The sequence below is a fragment of the Glutamicibacter sp. BW78 genome (genome assembly GCF_002332245.1).
GTDB classification, from domain to species: Bacteria; Actinomycetota; Actinomycetes; order Actinomycetales; family Micrococcaceae; genus Arthrobacter_H; species Arthrobacter_H rhombi_A.
On sequence record NZ_NRGU01000039.1, the window covers coordinates 1 to 14,926 of the forward strand.

Below are 14,926 nucleotides of genomic sequence, written 5' to 3' on the forward strand. Positions count from 1 at the left end.
CTCCGCCAGCGGGGCCGTCAGGCTCGAGGAGACGACCTGTGCAGATTCGATGGTCACTCGACATCGCCGCCGTTGGCCGAGGCATAGTCGGCTGCCGAAAGCAGCGGGCCCTCTTCGGAGACCTCGACGGTGAACAGCCAACCGCCACCGTAGGGGTCCTCGTTCAGCAGTGCCGGGTTGTCCTCGACGGCCGGGTTGGTCTCGACGATGGTGCCGGTCACCGGCGCGTAGAGATCGGAAACCGACTTCGTGGATTCGACTTCGCCGCAGGTCTCCCCGGCAGTGACGGTCGAGCCGACCTCTGGCAGGTCGACGTAGACGACGTCGCCGAGGGCGTCGGCGGCAATCTGGGTGATCCCGACCCTGATCGGGGTGGAGTCGTCAACCCACTCGTGCTCGGCGGAGTAACGGAGGGTCGAAAGAACCTTGCTCATGTGTTGTCCTTGTCTCTGGATTCCAGTACGTGTGGGGGTTTACTTCTGGCGGGCGTAGAACGGCAGGGCGACAACCTCGAAGGGCTGCGGCTTGCCGCGCAGGTCGACGTCCAGTGCGGTGCCGACCTCGGCGAGTTCGACATCGACGTAGGCCAACGCGATCGGGTAACCCAGCGTGGGGCTGGGCTGACCCGAGGTGACCTCACCGACAACGTTCCCGTCCTTCATCACAGCGTAGTGCGAACGCCCGGCTCGACGCCCCAGGCCCTTCAGGCCCACGAGCTTGCGTGCCACGCCTTCGGCCTTTTTCGCTTCCAGTGCGCTGCGCCCGAGGAAATCCTCTTCCTTTTTGAAGGAGACGATCGGTCCCAGGCCGGCGTCGAACGGGGTGATGTCCGTGGACAGCTCGTTGCCATACAGTGGCATTCCGGCTTCCAGTCGCAGCGAGTCACGGCTGGCCAGTCCGGCGGGGGTGAGCCCTGCCTCGGTTCCGGCCTCGAGCAGTGCCTTCCACAAGGCGACGGCCTCGGCGTTGGGCAGGTAGAGCTCGAAGCCGTCCTCGCCCGTGTAGCCGGTGCGTGCCAGCATCACGTTGATCCCGGCGACGGTGACGTCGTCTGCCGCGTAGTACTTCATCTCGTTCACTGTCTGCACGTCGGTGCCGGTGACCAGCCCGGTGAGGATCCCCGCGGCTGCGGGGCCCTGGATGGCGATCAGCGCGGTATCCGCCGATTCGTCGGTGACGGTGACGTCGAAGCCTGCGGCGCGTTCGGCCAGGGCCGCCGCCACGACGTCGGCGTTGCCGGCGTTGGGGACCACGAGGAAGGTGTCTTCGGCGCGACGGTAGGTGATCAGGTCGTCGATGATCCCGCCCTCGGCGTTGCAGATCACCGAGTACTTGGCCTTGCCGATCTTCATGATGGCGATGTTCCCTGCCAGGGCACTGTTCAGGAACTTCGCGGCCTCGGGACCCTCGACCCGGACTTCGCCCATATGGGAGAGGTCGAAGAGGCCCGCGGCTTCGCGCACCGCCTGGTGTTCGGCCAATTCGGAGCGGTACTTCAGCGGCATGTCCCAGCCGCCGAAGTCGGTGAAGTTCGCGCCCAGGGCCTCGTGTTCGCCGTGCAGGGGCGTCTGCTTCGGCGTGGTGGTGGTATCGGTGCTCACAGCTCAGGCTGCCTTTCGTCGGGTTCCGGGGATTCGGGTTAGTTTTCGAATGCCTCGGGTGGCGGGCAGGAGCAGATCAGGTTCCGGTCGCCGCCGGCCCCGTCGATGCGTCCCACCGGGGCGAAGTACTTGTCCTGGCGCAGCCCGGGGACCGGGAAGGCCCCCTGTTCCCGGGTGTAGGCCCGGTCCCAGTCGCTGGAGACGACGGCTGCCGCACTGTGCGGGGCCAAACGGAGCGGGGATTCCTCGGCCGTGAACTCGCCGGCCAGGACCTGCTCCATTTCAGCCCGGATAGCGATCATGGCGTCGATGAACCTGTCGATTTCCGCCAGGTCCTCGGACTCGGTCGGCTCCACCATCAAGGTGCCGGCGACCGGGAAGGCCAACGTCGGGGCGTGGAAGCCGTAGTCGATCAGGCGCTTGGCCACGTCCTCGGCGGTGATGCCGGTTTTGGCGGTGGCATCGCGCAGGTCGAGGATGCATTCGTGGGCGACCAGGCCCTGATTGCCGGTGTAGAGCACCGGGAAGTACTCGTTGAGCCGGGAGGCCACGTAGTTGGCGGTCAGCAACGCGTTCTTGGTCGCGTTGGTCAGACCCTCGGCACCCATCATGGCCACGTAGGCCCAGGAGATGGGCAGCACGCCGGCCGAACCGTAGGTGGTTGCCGCGACGGCGGTGCCGGTGCGCTCGGTGGCTTCGCCGGCCGGGGCGCCGGGCAGGAACGGGACCAGGTGCTCGGCCACGGCGACCGGACCGACGCCGGGTCCGCCGCCGCCGTGCGGGATGCAGAAGGTCTTGTGCAGGTTCAGGTGCGAGACGTCGCCGCCGAACTGGCCCGGCTGTCCGAGGCCGACCAGGGCGTTGAGGTTGGCGCCGTCGATGTAGACCTGGCCACCGGCGGCATGGACCTTATCGCAAACCTCGCGCACATCGGCGTCGTAGACGCCGTGGGTGGAGGGGTAGGTGATCATGATGCCCGCCAGGGAATCATGGTTCGCCTCGATCTTGGCGTCCAGGTCCGCGGAGTCGATGGTGCCGTTGGCTGCGGTCTTGACCACTACGACCTTCAGTCCGGCCAGGACGGCGGAGGCGGCGTTGGTGCCGTGCGCCGAGGCGGGGATGAGGCAGACGGTGCGTTCGGCGTCGCCGTTGGCCAGGTGGTACTGGCGGATGGCCAGCAGGCCGGCGTATTCGCCCTGCGAACCGGCGTTGGGCTGGATGGAGACCCCCGCATAGCCGGTGATGGCCGAGAGGCGTGCTTCCAGGTCCTCGATCAGTTCACGCCAGCCCTGGGTCTGGTGGGACGGGGCGTAGGGGTGGATGGAGGCGAACTCCGGCCAGGAAATGGATTCCATCTCGGCGGTCGCGTTGAGCTTCATGGTGCACGAGCCCAGCGGGATCATGGTGCGGTCCAGCGCCAGGTCGCGGTCCGAGAGGCGGCGCAGGTAGCGCAGCATCTGGGTTTCGGAGCGGACCGTGTGGAAGATCGGGTGGGTCATGTACTCACTCGAACGCACGACGTCGGAGGGCAGCGCCTCGGTGACGGCAGCTTCGGCGGCCTCGACGGCCCCGGCGGCGTCGGCAACGCCAAAGGCTTCGGCGATCGCCACCAGGTGGGCGGTGGTGGTGGTTTCATCGGTGGAGATGCCCACGGTGTCGGCGTCCAGGCGGCGCAGGTTGATGCCGTGTTCCTCGGCGGCGGTCACCAGCTCATTGGCCCGGCCGGGGACCTGCAGGGTCAGCGTGTCGAAGAAGGACTCGTTGGCCAGGGCGAATCCTGCGTCGCCGAGTACCGAAGCGAGGGCACCGGCGCGCAGGTGGGCGCGTTGGGCGATCGCCTTGAGGCCTTCGGGGCCGTGGTAGACGCCGTACATCGAGGCGGTGATGGCCAGCAGTGCCTGGGCGGTGCAGATATTGGAGGTGGCCTTTTCGCGGCGGATGTGCTGCTCACGGGTCTGCAGGGCCAGCCGGTAGGCGGGCAGTCCGGTGTCGTCCTTGGAGACTCCGACCAGGCGACCGGGCAGTGAGCGCACCAGGCCGTCGCGCACCGACATGTAGGCGGCATGCGGGCCGCCGAAGAACAGCGGGACGCCCAGGCGCTGGGTGTTGCCCACGGCGATGTCGGCTCCCTGCTCGCCCGGCGGGACGATGAGGGTCAGGGCCAGGATGTCGGCGGCGACGGTGACCATCGCGCCGCGCTCCTTGGCCGCGGCGATCACTGCCGTCTGATCGACGACGCGGCCCGAGTTGCCCGGCTGCTGGAGCACGATGCCGGAGATCTCGCCGTCGGGGAGCCCCTGAGAGAGGTCGGCGATTTCGAGTTCGAAGCCCAGCGCTTCGGCGCGGCCCTTCACCACGGCGATGGTCTGCGGGAACAGATCGGCATCCAGGACGGTCTTGGCTTCCGCCCTGGCCTTATTGGCACGGCGCATGAGCAGGACGGCTTCGGCGACGGCCGATGCTTCATCGAGCAGCGAGGCATTGGCGATCGGCAGTCCGGTCAGGTCGGAGACCATGGTCTGGAAGTTCAGCAGGGCCTCGAGCCGGCCCTGGGAGATTTCCGGCTGGTACGGGGTGTAAGCGGTGTACCAGGCGGGGTCCTCGAGGACGTTGCGCAGGATGACCGGCGGGGTGATGGTGTTGTAGAACCCCTGGCCGATCATCTGGGTCTTGACGATGTTCTTCGCGGCGATGGCACGCAGGTCATCAAGGACCTCGGCCTCCGAGCGGGCGGCCGGAAGATCCAGCGGCTTCGCCTGGCGGATGTCTGCGGGCACTGCGGTGTCGACGAGGTCGTCGAGGGTCGCGTAGCCGAGCTGCCGGAGCATGGTCTCGGTGGCGTCGCCGCGGGGGCCGATATGACGGTCGGCGAAGGAAAGTTCGCCGGCGGTGCTGGTGGTGGGACGGGCCGTGGTCTCGGTCATCAGGGGAACTCCAAGTGTGGTCGATGTGTGGTGCACACCGAATGAGCTTCGGTTCCTCCCCGACTCTGTATTGGACCTGAGAGATTCCGCTACGTCCGGTGTCCCGGCCGCGGCTTGCACCGTCGGTGAGCGCTTCGCTTGATGGCCAGGTGCCCCCGGCCGGCGATGCGTCTTCTTTCCAGAGTTGCCTCTGCGCGGCGGTACGGGTGCCTGAGAGATTCCCGGGGAGGGTATTGCTCCTACGGCGCCCGCCAGTGGATCTGACGGGACTCTCCCGCCGCAAGTCATAGGCGTGTGCCCTGATGGGCACCCCTTCATGATACGTGGAGATCCATGCCACGGACAACCTTCGGGACAGAACGCCGATTTTCATATTCATGCATGGTGGTGCGAAAATATGTAAGTTCATTTGCCGACACCGGCACCTGCCGCGATCCGACGGGCGCCGCCTAACCGCGGGTCCACCCGAACCCGCCGAGGACGCAGTTGCAGATTTCATCGAACCATCCTGCCTCGGGCATTTCTGCCCCACCCTCACTCCGCCCGCCCTTGACGCTGGGCCGACAGCTCCTGCTGCGCAAGGACGTCGAAACACTGCAGGCCGACGCTGGCCATGGTTCCGGTGGCGGGACCATGCGCCGAACCCTGGGTGTGCTGCAACTGACCATGATCAGCGTCGGCGCCACGCTGGGTACCGGCATCTTCGTCGTCCTGGGTTCCTCGGTACCGATGGCCGGACCAGCCGTCTGGATCTCCTTCACGATCGCCGGGATCGCCGCCTTGCTTTCGGCCCTGTCCTACGCGGAGATGGCCGGCGCCGTCCCCGTTTCGGGGTCCAGCTACTCCTATACCTACGCCACCATGGGCGAAGGCCTGGCCTGGATCTGCGGCTGGTGCCTGCTGCTCGAATACGGGGTCTCGGTGGCCGCGATCGCCGTGGGCGCCGGGGAGTACGTCAACGAACTTGCCGGGGTCTTCCAGCTGGACCTGCCCGCGACGCTGACCAATCCCCCCGGAGCCGACGGCGGCCTGTTCAACGTTCCCGCCGTCCTGGTGGTCGCCCTGGCCATGGTCCTGCTGATGCGCGGGGCCAAGGAGTCCGCGACGGTGAACACGGTGCTGGTGTTCGTGAAGATCCTCGTGCTGCTCTTCTTCGTGGTCATCGCCTTCAGCGCCTTCCAGACCGGGAACTTCGCCCCGCTGCTGCCCATGGGCACCGCTGGGGTCTCGGCAGCGGCTGCCCGCCTGTTCTTCTCCTACATCGGCTTCGACGCCGCATCGACCGCCGGCGAGGAGGCGGTGAACCCCCAACGCGATCTACCGCGGGCCATCATCGCCTCAATGATCATCGTGACCGTGCTCTATATTTTGGTCGCCATCGCCGCCGTCGGCGCCAAGGATTGGCAGTGGTTCGTCGGCAAGGAGGCCGCCCTGGTGCAGGTCCTCGAAGAGATCACCGGCCAGGCCTGGGTGGCCCTGGTCTTCTCCGTCGGTGCGGTGGTGGCGATCATCAGCATCGTCATCACGGTGCTCTACGGCCAGACCCGTGTGCTGGTGGCCATGTCCCGCGATGGGATGGTTCCCCGCATCTTCGGCAAACTCAACCCGCGGACCGGAACCCCTGTGGTGAACACGTTGATCACCGGCGGGATCATCATGGTCACCGCGGGGTTGGTGCCGTTGGGCGAGCTGGCCGACGCCACCAGCATCGGCACGCTCTTCGCCTTCAGCCTGGTGAGTCTTTCGGTCATCTATCTGCGCCGCAACCGCCCGGATCTGCCCCGTACCTTCCGTGTTCCGCTCTACCCGGTGACACCGATCCTCGCGGTTGCCGGCTGCGTGTTCCTGATGGCCAACCTCGGGGGCACCACCTGGACCGTCTTCGGACTGTGGATGGCGCTCGGCGCCGTCGCCTACCTGTCCTACGGACGGCGGCGTTCCACGGCGGCTGCCTCCTACGCACAGGACCGCCGGCACCCCGCCCGCCAGGCTCCCCCTCCACCATCCACCAAGCGTGACGGGAAACGCATATAGCCTACTCAGCCCGAAAATGAAGATCATGTCCAACCATGGTCTTGGGGCGCATCCTTGCGTATGGTGGGGCCATGAGCGATCCAACACCTCCCCCGCCCCAACCCACCGGCCCCGCCATGCCCCCGACGGGTACACGCCCCGGGGAGCTCACCGATAGGTTCCTGGCCCGGCTGATCGACGGCGTCATCCTGCTGATCGTCAACTTCCTGGTCGTCGGCCTGATCATTACCGGCGCGATCATGGGGGCCGGAGGTGCCGGATTCGGGCTCGGTGGCAGAAGTTTCGGTGCGACGGCGGTATCGGCGGTAGTTAGCGCCGTCATCTACGTCGGCTACTTCGCCTTCATGGAGTCCAGCCGGGGACAGACCGTGGGCAAAATGATCATGAAACTGCACGTCGTCGGGGCCAACGGTGGCCACCCGGATATGACCGAGGCGATCAAGCGCAATATCTGGATGGGGTTCGGGATCCTCGGAATCCTGCCGCTCATCGGTTCCATCCTTGGTTCGCTCGCTTCGCTGGCCGCCGCGATCGTGATCGCGGTGACCATCAACAGCGACACCGTGAAACGCCAGAGTTGGTTCGATCAGTTCGCCGGCGGCACCCAGGTCATCAAGCAGGGCTGATCCCGCTAGCCAACGGCCCCGCTCTGGCCCAGCCAGGTGCCGATGAGGAAGGTGGCCCCCAGGGCCAAGACCCCACCGACCACTACCCGTGTCACCGGTTTGAGCATCGGAGCTCCCCCGAGACGTGCGCCGATGCCTCCGGTCGCCGCGAGGGCGAACAGCACGGCCAGGAAGGTCACGGGGATCCTCCAGTCGACGGGCAAGAGGACGGCCGTCAGAAAGGGCAGTAACGCCCCGGCAGTGAAGGACACCGCGGAAGCCGCCGCGGCACTCCATGGGCTGACCACATCGTCGCGGTCAATCTTGAGTTCCGCCTCGAGGTGCGCCCCTAGGGCGTCATGGGCGGTGAGTTCGCTGGCAACCCTCTGCGCCGTGGCGGCACTCAACCCCTTCTGCTCATAAAGATAGGCCAGTTCGGAGAGCTCTTCCTCGGGCATCTGCTCGAGTTCCCTCCGCTCCTGGGCAATCAGGGCATGCTGCGAATCCGCAGAACTGGAGACCGAAACGTATTCGCCCAGCGCCATGGACACCGCTCCGCCGATCAATGCGGCGGCACCGGCGGCCAGGATCGGTCCGGTGGCCGTGGTCGCTCCGGCCACCCCGACCACCACGGCGGCGGTGGAGACGATCCCGTCGTTGGCACCCAGGACCCCGGCGCGCAGCCAGTTCAGCCGTTCGGCCAGCCCCCCGCCTTCATGCGGTTCGCCGTCGTGCTGGTTTACTTTACTGGATTGCCTCATGGCCATCAGTCAACCACTGCGCCGTCCTTCAGAGCCGGATGTAGCCGGGGTAGCGGGGGCCCATCAAGTCCCCCGAGGAGGTCCCCCGCACACGGCGTCCGATCCACGGCACCACGAATTCGCGGGCCCAACGGGCGTCGGAAGCGAGTTGTTCCCTCCGGGTTCGTGCCGTCGCGGTGTCCAGTTCAGGGGTCGCGATCGCATCGGTGCTCTCGAGCAGGGCCAGCATCTTCTTGGCCATCAGCGTATGCCCGGGGGTGCCCATATGCAGCCGGTCCACCGCCCAGTACCTGAAGTCGCTGAATTCGCGCCAGCGCCAGTAATCGGCGATGACGGCACCATGGCGATCGGCTGCTTCACGCACCCATTCGTTGTAGATCGCGGTCCGTCCGCGGGTTTTGCCGAAGACCGCCGAGCCGGAGGAATCGAAACCGGTGAAGAGGACGACGGCGGCCCCCGAGGCGCGCAGACGGGACACCATATCGTCGTATCCGGCCATGAGGGCGTCGATATCCACGCGCGGGCGCAGGATGTCGTTGCCCCCGGCGTAGAGCGTGACCAGGGTCGGTTCCATGGCCAACGCCGTCTCGAGCTGTTCGTCGATGACCTGACGAATTTTCTTGCCGCGGACGGCCAGATTCGCATAACCCCAAGCGGGATCGGCGGCACAGAGCTGCTCGGCCACCCGGTCGGCCCAGCCTCGGACGCCATGGGGACGGGTGGGGTCCTCATCACCGACGCCTTCGGTGAAGGAGTCGCCCAGGGCCAAATACCGTTTCTCGAATTCCACCAGTCCACCCTACGTCCGCCGTGGCACGGATGCCCGCCGGAGACCGGCGTGAATCCGCCCTCGGCGAAAAATGCGACGGCGGAGCCATCTGGGGGCCCTGTCACAGGGTCTTCACAGTTCGGTTCGACAGGCTGGTTTCATGCACTACCGACAGGAATCCGTCCGCGAAAGGACCACCTCGTGAACATCCGCCAGGCCATCTTCGCTTCCGTGGCATCCGCCGGGGTGTTGGCCGCCGGTTGGGTCGGCGGGACACCACCGGTCGCCCAGGCAACGCCAACTCCTGCCCCCTACCGTCTCGGGTCGGCAGCGAGCGGTTCCTCGGCGGCAACGACGACCCGGCTGGCTGCGGCGCCCTCGACCTTGTCCAGTGTGCGCCGCCAACAATTGCGCGGCTCGGAGCCGGTCCAGCTGATCAGCAGGCCGGGCCCTCCGGTTGCCGACGGTGTCCGGGCATGAACCTCGCAGAGGAAGAAGCTGAGATGACGGCAGATCTCGAAGTCCCGGAACTGGCCCACCGGACGTTCGAGGCACTGGGCACCACGGTCAGCATCAGCGCGCCGCTGGAGGCCGATGAGATCGACGCCGCCGTGGAGACGATGCAACGCGTCTTCGCCGACGCCCACACCTCCTTCGGTGTGAACGGCCACGGCCCGGTGGAGGGCCTGCGCCGCGGAGACATCGAGCTTCGTTATGCCCATCGCCGGCTGCGTTCGCTCTATGAACAAGCGACGATGTGGCGTCAGGCAACCGACGGCGCCTACACCCCTCATACGGCCACCGGACCGGTCGACCTGAGCGGTCTGGTCAAAAGCTGGGCCGTCGCCCACGCCGGACAGGCCATGATGGACCTTGAATTGCCTCATTGGTCGGTGACCGTCGGCGGCGACGTCCTATGCAGCGGTTCGCCCTTCCCGGCAGAACCCGCCGGGACCGACCCGTTCTATGGTCGACATTGGCGGGCCGGGATCACCGATCCCTTCGATGCCACGTCCTTGGTCGCCGATGTGCCGATGGCAGGGACCCCCGGCTTCACCGCGGCACTGGCCACCACCTCCGCTCAGGCAGGCCACCCTCCGAACGCCTACTTGCAGGTCAGTGTGCTGGCCGAGGAAATAGTCACCGCCGATGTCCTGTCGCAGGCGATTGTTGCCGGCGGAGCATCCACCCTGGATGCTGCCGTTCGCGACTTCGGGGTCGCGGTCCTGGTCTGCGGGCACGACGGCGAATGGCTCGCCTCCACGACCTGGCCCTTGCACCAGCCGGCCTGAATTCCTCGTCCGTCCTCAGCCGGCGGCGAGGGAGAGCAGGACGTGGCGGACGGCCACGCTGAGTTGCCCACCCCGGGTACCGGTGCCGCTCTCCTCGGCCCGCGCGGGCACATAGCCGAATCCGATGCCATAGGCGGGGTCCGCGTAGGCCAGTGTGGCGTTGGCCCCGTCGTGGCCGAAGGACTGCCAGGAGCCGAAGTCGTTGCGGGGGATGGATTTCATGAACATCAGGGCGAACGCCCCGGTCAGCCCGTTCGCCCGGTCGATGCCGAACACCTGCTCGGCGGCCACCTTCCGGCGCGTGTCCTCGGCCAGGAAGGGCCCGTCGGCGGCCCCGTCCTGCCGCACGACCCCGGTGCTGGCCGCGGCGTAGAGCCGTGCCAGCCCGCGCGCGCTGGCCACTCCGCCGGCGGCCGCGAGGCCCGAGGCCCTGATCCGTCGGTAGTTGGGCAGGTCCAGCAGGTCGTAGCTGACGCCCTCGCCGATATCGAAGCCCGCCGTGGAGTTCAATGCCAGCCCCAGGGGACCGTACGGATCAATGAAGGGAAGCTCAGGGGTTTGCGCGGGTTTGAGCACCTCCCGGAAACGTGGTTCCTCACCGTCGGGCAGGCCGAGGTAGAAATCGATGCCGAAGGGTGCCCGGATGCGGGTTTCGTAGACCTGCTGCAACGTCTGCCCGGTGATCCGCCTGACCAGCTCCTCCGCGAAGATCCCGATGCTCAACGCATGGTATTGATGCGTTGACCCGGGTTTCCAGACCGTTGGCGCGTCGGCCAAGCGGGCCGCGCCGAGAGCGGATTCGGTGTAGTGGCTCACCTCCATGCCGCCGTCGACCCCGGGTAGCCCTGCCTGGTGGCTCAGCAGTTCCGCTACCGTGATGGTGCCTTTGTCGTGGGCTGCGAATTCCGGCCAATAGGTGGTGACGGGCTCGCCGGGGTCCAATTGGCCATCCTGCACCAGTAGGGCGATGACCATGCCGGCGGCACCCTTGGAGGCGGAGAAGACCCCGGTCAACGAGTCCAGTTCCGCATGGGGCCCGACGGCATGGTCGATGACGGGGTGCCCGCCGGCGTAGACGCAGAGTTGCGCCGAGTAGTCGGGGTCTGCCGCGGCGAAGGATTCCAGCAGTTCGGTGACGGGGGCGAATCGCGGGTCGTTCACGGTGCTCTCCTGGGCTCTGCCGGTTCCGGGGACGGTTTCCCGGCGTTCGGGGATCTAGAGTTCTGGTGTTTCCTGGCGGAAACGCAGGCGCCACCGTTGCTCTTCACGCTGCCAGAGGGATCCGACGGCGAGCGCCGATTCCGTTCCGACCAGCCGATAGGTCAGGTGGATGGCTTCCCCACCCAAGCGGATGGCCTCGAGCAGCTCGACGGCACGTTCACTGCCGGGAGCGGCTGCCGAAGCCGATAAGCCGACCTGCTGAACGACGTCGTCGTCCTCGCCCTCCTGTTCGGTGGATTCCTGGAGGTCCGTGGCCCCCGAGGACAAGACGGTCACTGCCGTATCTCGTTCGTTCACCGTCCCCTGCGCCGTGACTTCGCGGTAGTCCGGATGCAGCAGAAAGTTCAGCTGGCCGACTTCGCTGCGAACCCGCGGGTCCAGCAACTCGCGTTCCAGGGCGACCACGGCGTCAATTTCCGCGCTCCCGCGGCCCGTTTCCGAGGGGTCCTCGAGGGAGGAGAACAAATCGTCCTGCTCCGGGCGTTCGGCCGGAGCCGGTGCCGGCTCAGCAACAGTGATGGATGCGGTGGCCTCGGAGTCGGTTGCCGGCTGCCCGGAACCCGGGTAGCCCGGTCCCGTGTCGCTGCCCCGCCCGGTCTGGTAGGCGGTAGCTGCTGCCCGGGCCCGGTCATCGGCGGCCTCGTTGAGGTAGTGCCCGGCATGTCCCTTGACCCATTCGAAGCTGTAGTCGCGGCCGGTGATGACGTCGTCGATCTGTTTGAGCAGGTCCACGTTCAGCACCGGCTTGCCGTCGGCCTTCTTCCAGCCCTTGCGCTTCCACCCCGGCATCCACTTGGTGATGCAATTGATGACGTACTGGGAATCGCACAGGATGTGCAGGTGCTCTTCGGCAACATGCTCGGTGGAACGGAACAAATCCAGCACGGCCATCAGTTCGCCCATGTTGTTCGTCCCGTGAGGCCACCCACCGGCCCGCCACGCGGAGTCGTCGACGTACCAGGCCCAGCCGGCCGGTCCTGGGTTTCCGAGCGCGGAGCCGTCTGCTGCGGCGGTAATCGTCATGGGTTCCATCCTGCCACGGCGCCCCGAAGAATCACTGCCCAGGCGAAGCTCAGAGCGCCTCAGGTGTGGTCATGGCTCCCGTGTCTGCTTGACTGGGGCCATGCCTGAATTCAGCGGAATCCACCACGTCGCCATCACGGTCTCCGACCTCGAGGCCAGCGCGGTCTTCTACGAAAAACTCTGGTCGCAGCCCCCGGTTGGAAGCCTTGAAGGCCCCGATCTGGTGCGCAGGATGTTCCGCCTCCCCGACGGGACGATGGTCGGTTTGACCCAGCACGGCGGTGGTGGGGCCCAGGCCTTCAACCCGCGTGCGGCCGGTCTGGACCATCTGGGTTTTGCCGTGGCCGACCGGAAGGGGCTGCAAGCATGGCAAGACCATCTCGAGGCCCAGGGGATGGCACATAGCGGAATCGTCGAGGACGATTCAGGGCTCGCTCTGAACGTGAAGGATCCCGACGGAACCGCACTGGAGTTTTTTGTCGCCAACAACTGAGGCGATAAAAACACGGCTCCGCGGTGGCTCCGGATAAGGTGGCTGAAAATTCATGATCCGGGGAAGAGACTCAGATGTACCGTCGGCTGATGGCTCCACTAGTGTTGCTGTGCCTGCCATTATTCGTCGGCTGCAGTTCATCCGGTCCTGGCATCGCTCTGCTTGATCGGCCGGCCACCTCGAAGGATGCCCTGCCTCCGGACGCCGCCGTGGCGGGTTTCCAGCCGGGCACCACCCGATTAGCCGCCCGGACCGGAGGCTTTTCGTTCTATCTGGCCCGTCCGCCCCTGTCGGGCGGTACGGGGAACCTCCCCCCGGGTTGGGGCGCCTGCCTCATCGTGGCCGAACCGGAGGTCATCACCTGCGGACCCACACCCCTCGAAACCCGGTTCTTCGGCGTCTCGGCCCAACTCGTCCCCGATGACTTCGACGCCTCGATGCTGACCTCCGACGGTTGGGAACGGGTGCAGGGCAATCTGTTCATCAAAGGCCTGGACCACAGCAGCAGGACACCCCCACGCCACCCGAATCTCGAGGGCGAGGGGTAGCCAGATTTCTACCCATCGGGGACGCTGGCCCCATGCGACGTCACCTTCTGGTTCCACTACTGGCACTCTCCTTGCCGCTACTGGCCGGGTGTAGCAGCCCTGCGATCCAGAGCATCGAATTGCTCGATCAGCCAGCCACCGCACAGGATGAATTGCCGCCGGGGCTCCATGTGGGCGGCTTTGAGCCAGATACCCCGCGGTTTGCTGCCACGGTGCACGGTCTCTCGTTCTATGTGGCCCGCGCGGCCTCCGGGGACGCCGCTGAGAGCGCAACGGCGGATGAGGGTCTGTGTCTCATCATCGCTGAAGAAGATCACATCGTCTGCGGAGGCATGCCGTTCGACGCGTCGTTCTATGGGATCTCGGCCAAGATCGAAGCGGACGACTTCGACGCCTCCGCACTCACCTCCGACGGCTGGGACCAGGTGCAGAAAAACCTGTTCCTGAAGGGTCTTGACGTTCAGAGGAAGCCCGGACGCAACCGGTAGCCGGGCCTTAGCCGGGGTACAGCGGGTTGTGCCCGGCAGCGACTTCCTCACCGGCCCTCACCGGCCCGGGCGCCGTTCCGGAACCGAAGGGGGAACCCCCCAATGCCTCGCGGCCGTGGGCTTGGAGCCAGTTCGCCAGATCGGGGCCCTGCGGCACGAATCCGGTGGGATTGATGTCCTCGTGCACGATGTAATAATGCCGTTTGATCTGGACGAAATCGATGGTGTCCCCGAACCCAGGCGTCTGGAAGAGGTCGCGGGCGTAGGCCCAGAGCACCGGCATTTCGGTGAGTTTATTCCGGTTGCATTTGAAGTGCCCGTGGTAAACGGGGTCGAAGCGCACCAACGTGGTGAACAGACGGATATCGGCTTCGGTAATGGTGTCCCCCATCAGATACCGCTGACCGGCCAGGCGTTCCTCCAACCAGTCCATGGCAGTCCAGAGCCGCTGATAGGCCTCGTCGTAGGCTTCTTGTGAACCGGCAAAGCCACAACGGTAGACCCCGTTGTTGACCTCGGTGAAGATCCGCTTGATGACCGGGGCCATCTCCTCCCAGCGTCCGGCGGGCAGCAGATCGGGGGCCCCGGCACGGTGGAACTGCCTCCACTGGGTCGAGAAGTCCAGTGTCATCTGCGGATAGTCGTTGGTCACGACGCCGCCGGTGGGAATATCAACGATCGCCGGAACGGTGATGCCCCGCGGGTAATCGGGAAAGCGACGGAAGAAGTTCTCCTGCAGCCATTCGGTGCCCAGCACGGGGTCTCGACCACCAGGGTCCAGATCGAAGGTCCAGGACCTGACATCATGCGTCGGCCCGGGTAGCCCGACGCCGATCGCCTCCTCGAGCCCGAGGAGGCGGCGCACGATCAGCGCCCGGTTCGCCCACGGGCAGGCGCGGGCAGCCACGAGCCGGTACCGGCCGGCCTCCACCGGCCAAACCTGTGCGCCGGCCGACAACCCGGCCTCCGGATCCCCGATGGATCCGCCGCCTTCGCCACCGGAAGCCCGGACGGCCTCCGGATGGGCGACGATCCGATCATCGATGTAGTTCGTGTCGCGGGTGAATTCCTCACCGTGACTCACATAGGCACCGCGGGTGGAATACCGGTTCTCGTTCATGGGTCCAGCCTACGTCCGAATCACGTCATACAGCTGGCGTCATCGGG

15 protein-coding genes and 1 riboswitch are annotated in these 14,926 nt (G+C 66.3%); of the genes, 7 read left to right on the forward strand and 8 right to left on the reverse strand.

From position 1 onward, the window contains the following. Positions 1-53 precede the first annotated feature (53 nt). From gcvH to gcvP, 3 genes are read right to left on the reverse strand one after another with little or no spacing between them, the layout of a single operon-like run. Positions 54-434 carry a glycine cleavage system protein GcvH gene (gene gcvH, locus CIK75_RS12810; RefSeq protein ID WP_086995126.1) on the reverse strand — a complete coding sequence of 127 codons (381 nt, stop codon included), beginning with the start codon at positions 432-434 and terminating at the stop codon, positions 54-56. Positions 435-473: 39 nt separating this feature from the next. Continuing rightward, positions 474-1,601, reverse strand: a complete 1,128-nt coding sequence (gene gcvT / locus CIK75_RS12815; protein WP_086995129.1) for a glycine cleavage system aminomethyltransferase GcvT — start codon at positions 1,599-1,601, stop codon at positions 474-476. Positions 1,602-1,639: 38 nt separating this feature from the next. Beyond that, positions 1,640-4,525, reverse strand: a complete 2,886-nt coding sequence (gcvP, locus tag CIK75_RS12820; protein ID WP_086995131.1) for an aminomethyl-transferring glycine dehydrogenase — start codon at positions 4,523-4,525, stop codon at positions 1,640-1,642. A 188-nt stretch (positions 4,526-4,713) separates the two neighbouring features. Next, a riboswitch (glycine riboswitch) is annotated at positions 4,714-4,812 on the reverse strand. Between the two features lie 232 nt (positions 4,813-5,044). Between gcvP and CIK75_RS12825 the strand changes: the two genes are divergently transcribed. Together CIK75_RS12825 and CIK75_RS12830 are read left to right on the forward strand one after the other, a co-directional pair. Further along, positions 5,045-6,559 (forward strand): amino acid permease, encoded by a 1,515-nt coding sequence (locus tag CIK75_RS12825; RefSeq protein WP_241895480.1) that lies wholly within the window; start codon positions 5,045-5,047, stop codon positions 6,557-6,559. A gap of 71 nt (positions 6,560-6,630) precedes the next feature. After that, the gene (locus CIK75_RS12830; protein ID WP_198962447.1) at positions 6,631-7,185 is read left to right on the forward strand and encodes an RDD family protein; all 555 of its coding nucleotides are present in this window, start codon (positions 6,631-6,633) and stop codon (positions 7,183-7,185) included. Between the two features lie 5 nt (positions 7,186-7,190). Here the strand turns inward: CIK75_RS12830 and CIK75_RS12835 are convergent, their stop codons facing one another. Both CIK75_RS12835 and CIK75_RS12840 read right to left on the reverse strand, forming a co-directional pair. Further along, a complete protein-coding gene (locus CIK75_RS12835; RefSeq protein WP_241895448.1) occupies positions 7,191-7,925 on the reverse strand; it encodes a VIT family protein in 735 nt (244 codons plus the stop codon). 28 nt (positions 7,926-7,953) lie between these two features. Beyond that, complete coding sequence (locus CIK75_RS12840) at positions 7,954-8,715, reverse strand: SGNH/GDSL hydrolase family protein (RefSeq protein WP_086995137.1); 762 nt, start codon at positions 8,713-8,715, stop codon at positions 7,954-7,956. A 180-nt stretch (positions 8,716-8,895) separates the two neighbouring features. On the opposite strand from CIK75_RS12840, the gene CIK75_RS16255 reads away from it, so the two are divergent. Both CIK75_RS16255 and CIK75_RS12845 read left to right on the forward strand, forming a co-directional pair. Then, a complete protein-coding gene (locus tag CIK75_RS16255) occupies positions 8,896-9,174 on the forward strand; it encodes a hypothetical protein (protein ID WP_158225971.1) in 279 nt (92 codons plus the stop codon). After that, complete coding sequence (locus CIK75_RS12845; protein WP_158225972.1) at positions 9,171-9,986, forward strand: FAD:protein FMN transferase; 816 nt, start codon at positions 9,171-9,173, stop codon at positions 9,984-9,986. Before CIK75_RS16255 ends, CIK75_RS12845 begins: the two co-directional genes overlap by 4 nt. A gap of 15 nt (positions 9,987-10,001) precedes the next feature. Here the strand turns inward: CIK75_RS12845 and CIK75_RS12850 are convergent, their stop codons facing one another. Both CIK75_RS12850 and CIK75_RS12855 read right to left on the reverse strand, forming a co-directional pair. After that, positions 10,002-11,147: a serine hydrolase domain-containing protein gene (locus CIK75_RS12850; RefSeq protein WP_086995142.1), complete on the reverse strand. Its 1,146-nt coding sequence runs from the start codon at positions 11,145-11,147 to the stop codon at positions 10,002-10,004. 54 nt (positions 11,148-11,201) lie between these two features. Next, on the reverse strand, positions 11,202-12,230 hold the full coding sequence (locus CIK75_RS12855) for a ribonuclease HI family protein (protein WP_086995145.1): 1,029 nt from the start codon (positions 12,228-12,230) through the stop codon (positions 11,202-11,204). A gap of 100 nt (positions 12,231-12,330) precedes the next feature. Between CIK75_RS12855 and CIK75_RS12860 the strand changes: the two genes are divergently transcribed. The 3 genes from CIK75_RS12860 (at position 12,331) to CIK75_RS12870 (ending at position 13,759) form a co-directional block, all read left to right on the forward strand. After that, positions 12,331-12,723, forward strand: coding sequence for a VOC family protein (locus CIK75_RS12860; RefSeq protein ID WP_086995148.1), 393 nt, complete (start codon positions 12,331-12,333; stop codon positions 12,721-12,723). Positions 12,724-12,812: 89 nt separating this feature from the next. After that, positions 12,813-13,271, forward strand: a complete 459-nt coding sequence (locus tag CIK75_RS12865) for a hypothetical protein (RefSeq protein WP_143269182.1) — start codon at positions 12,813-12,815, stop codon at positions 13,269-13,271. A gap of 32 nt (positions 13,272-13,303) precedes the next feature. Further along, positions 13,304-13,759, forward strand: coding sequence for a hypothetical protein (locus tag CIK75_RS12870; protein WP_086995153.1), 456 nt, complete (start codon positions 13,304-13,306; stop codon positions 13,757-13,759). Between the two features lie 7 nt (positions 13,760-13,766). Here the strand turns inward: CIK75_RS12870 and CIK75_RS12875 are convergent, their stop codons facing one another. Next, a complete protein-coding gene (locus CIK75_RS12875) occupies positions 13,767-14,879 on the reverse strand; it encodes a glutathione S-transferase C-terminal domain-containing protein (RefSeq protein WP_086995156.1) in 1,113 nt (370 codons plus the stop codon). Between the last annotated feature and the right edge of the window lie 47 nt (positions 14,880-14,926).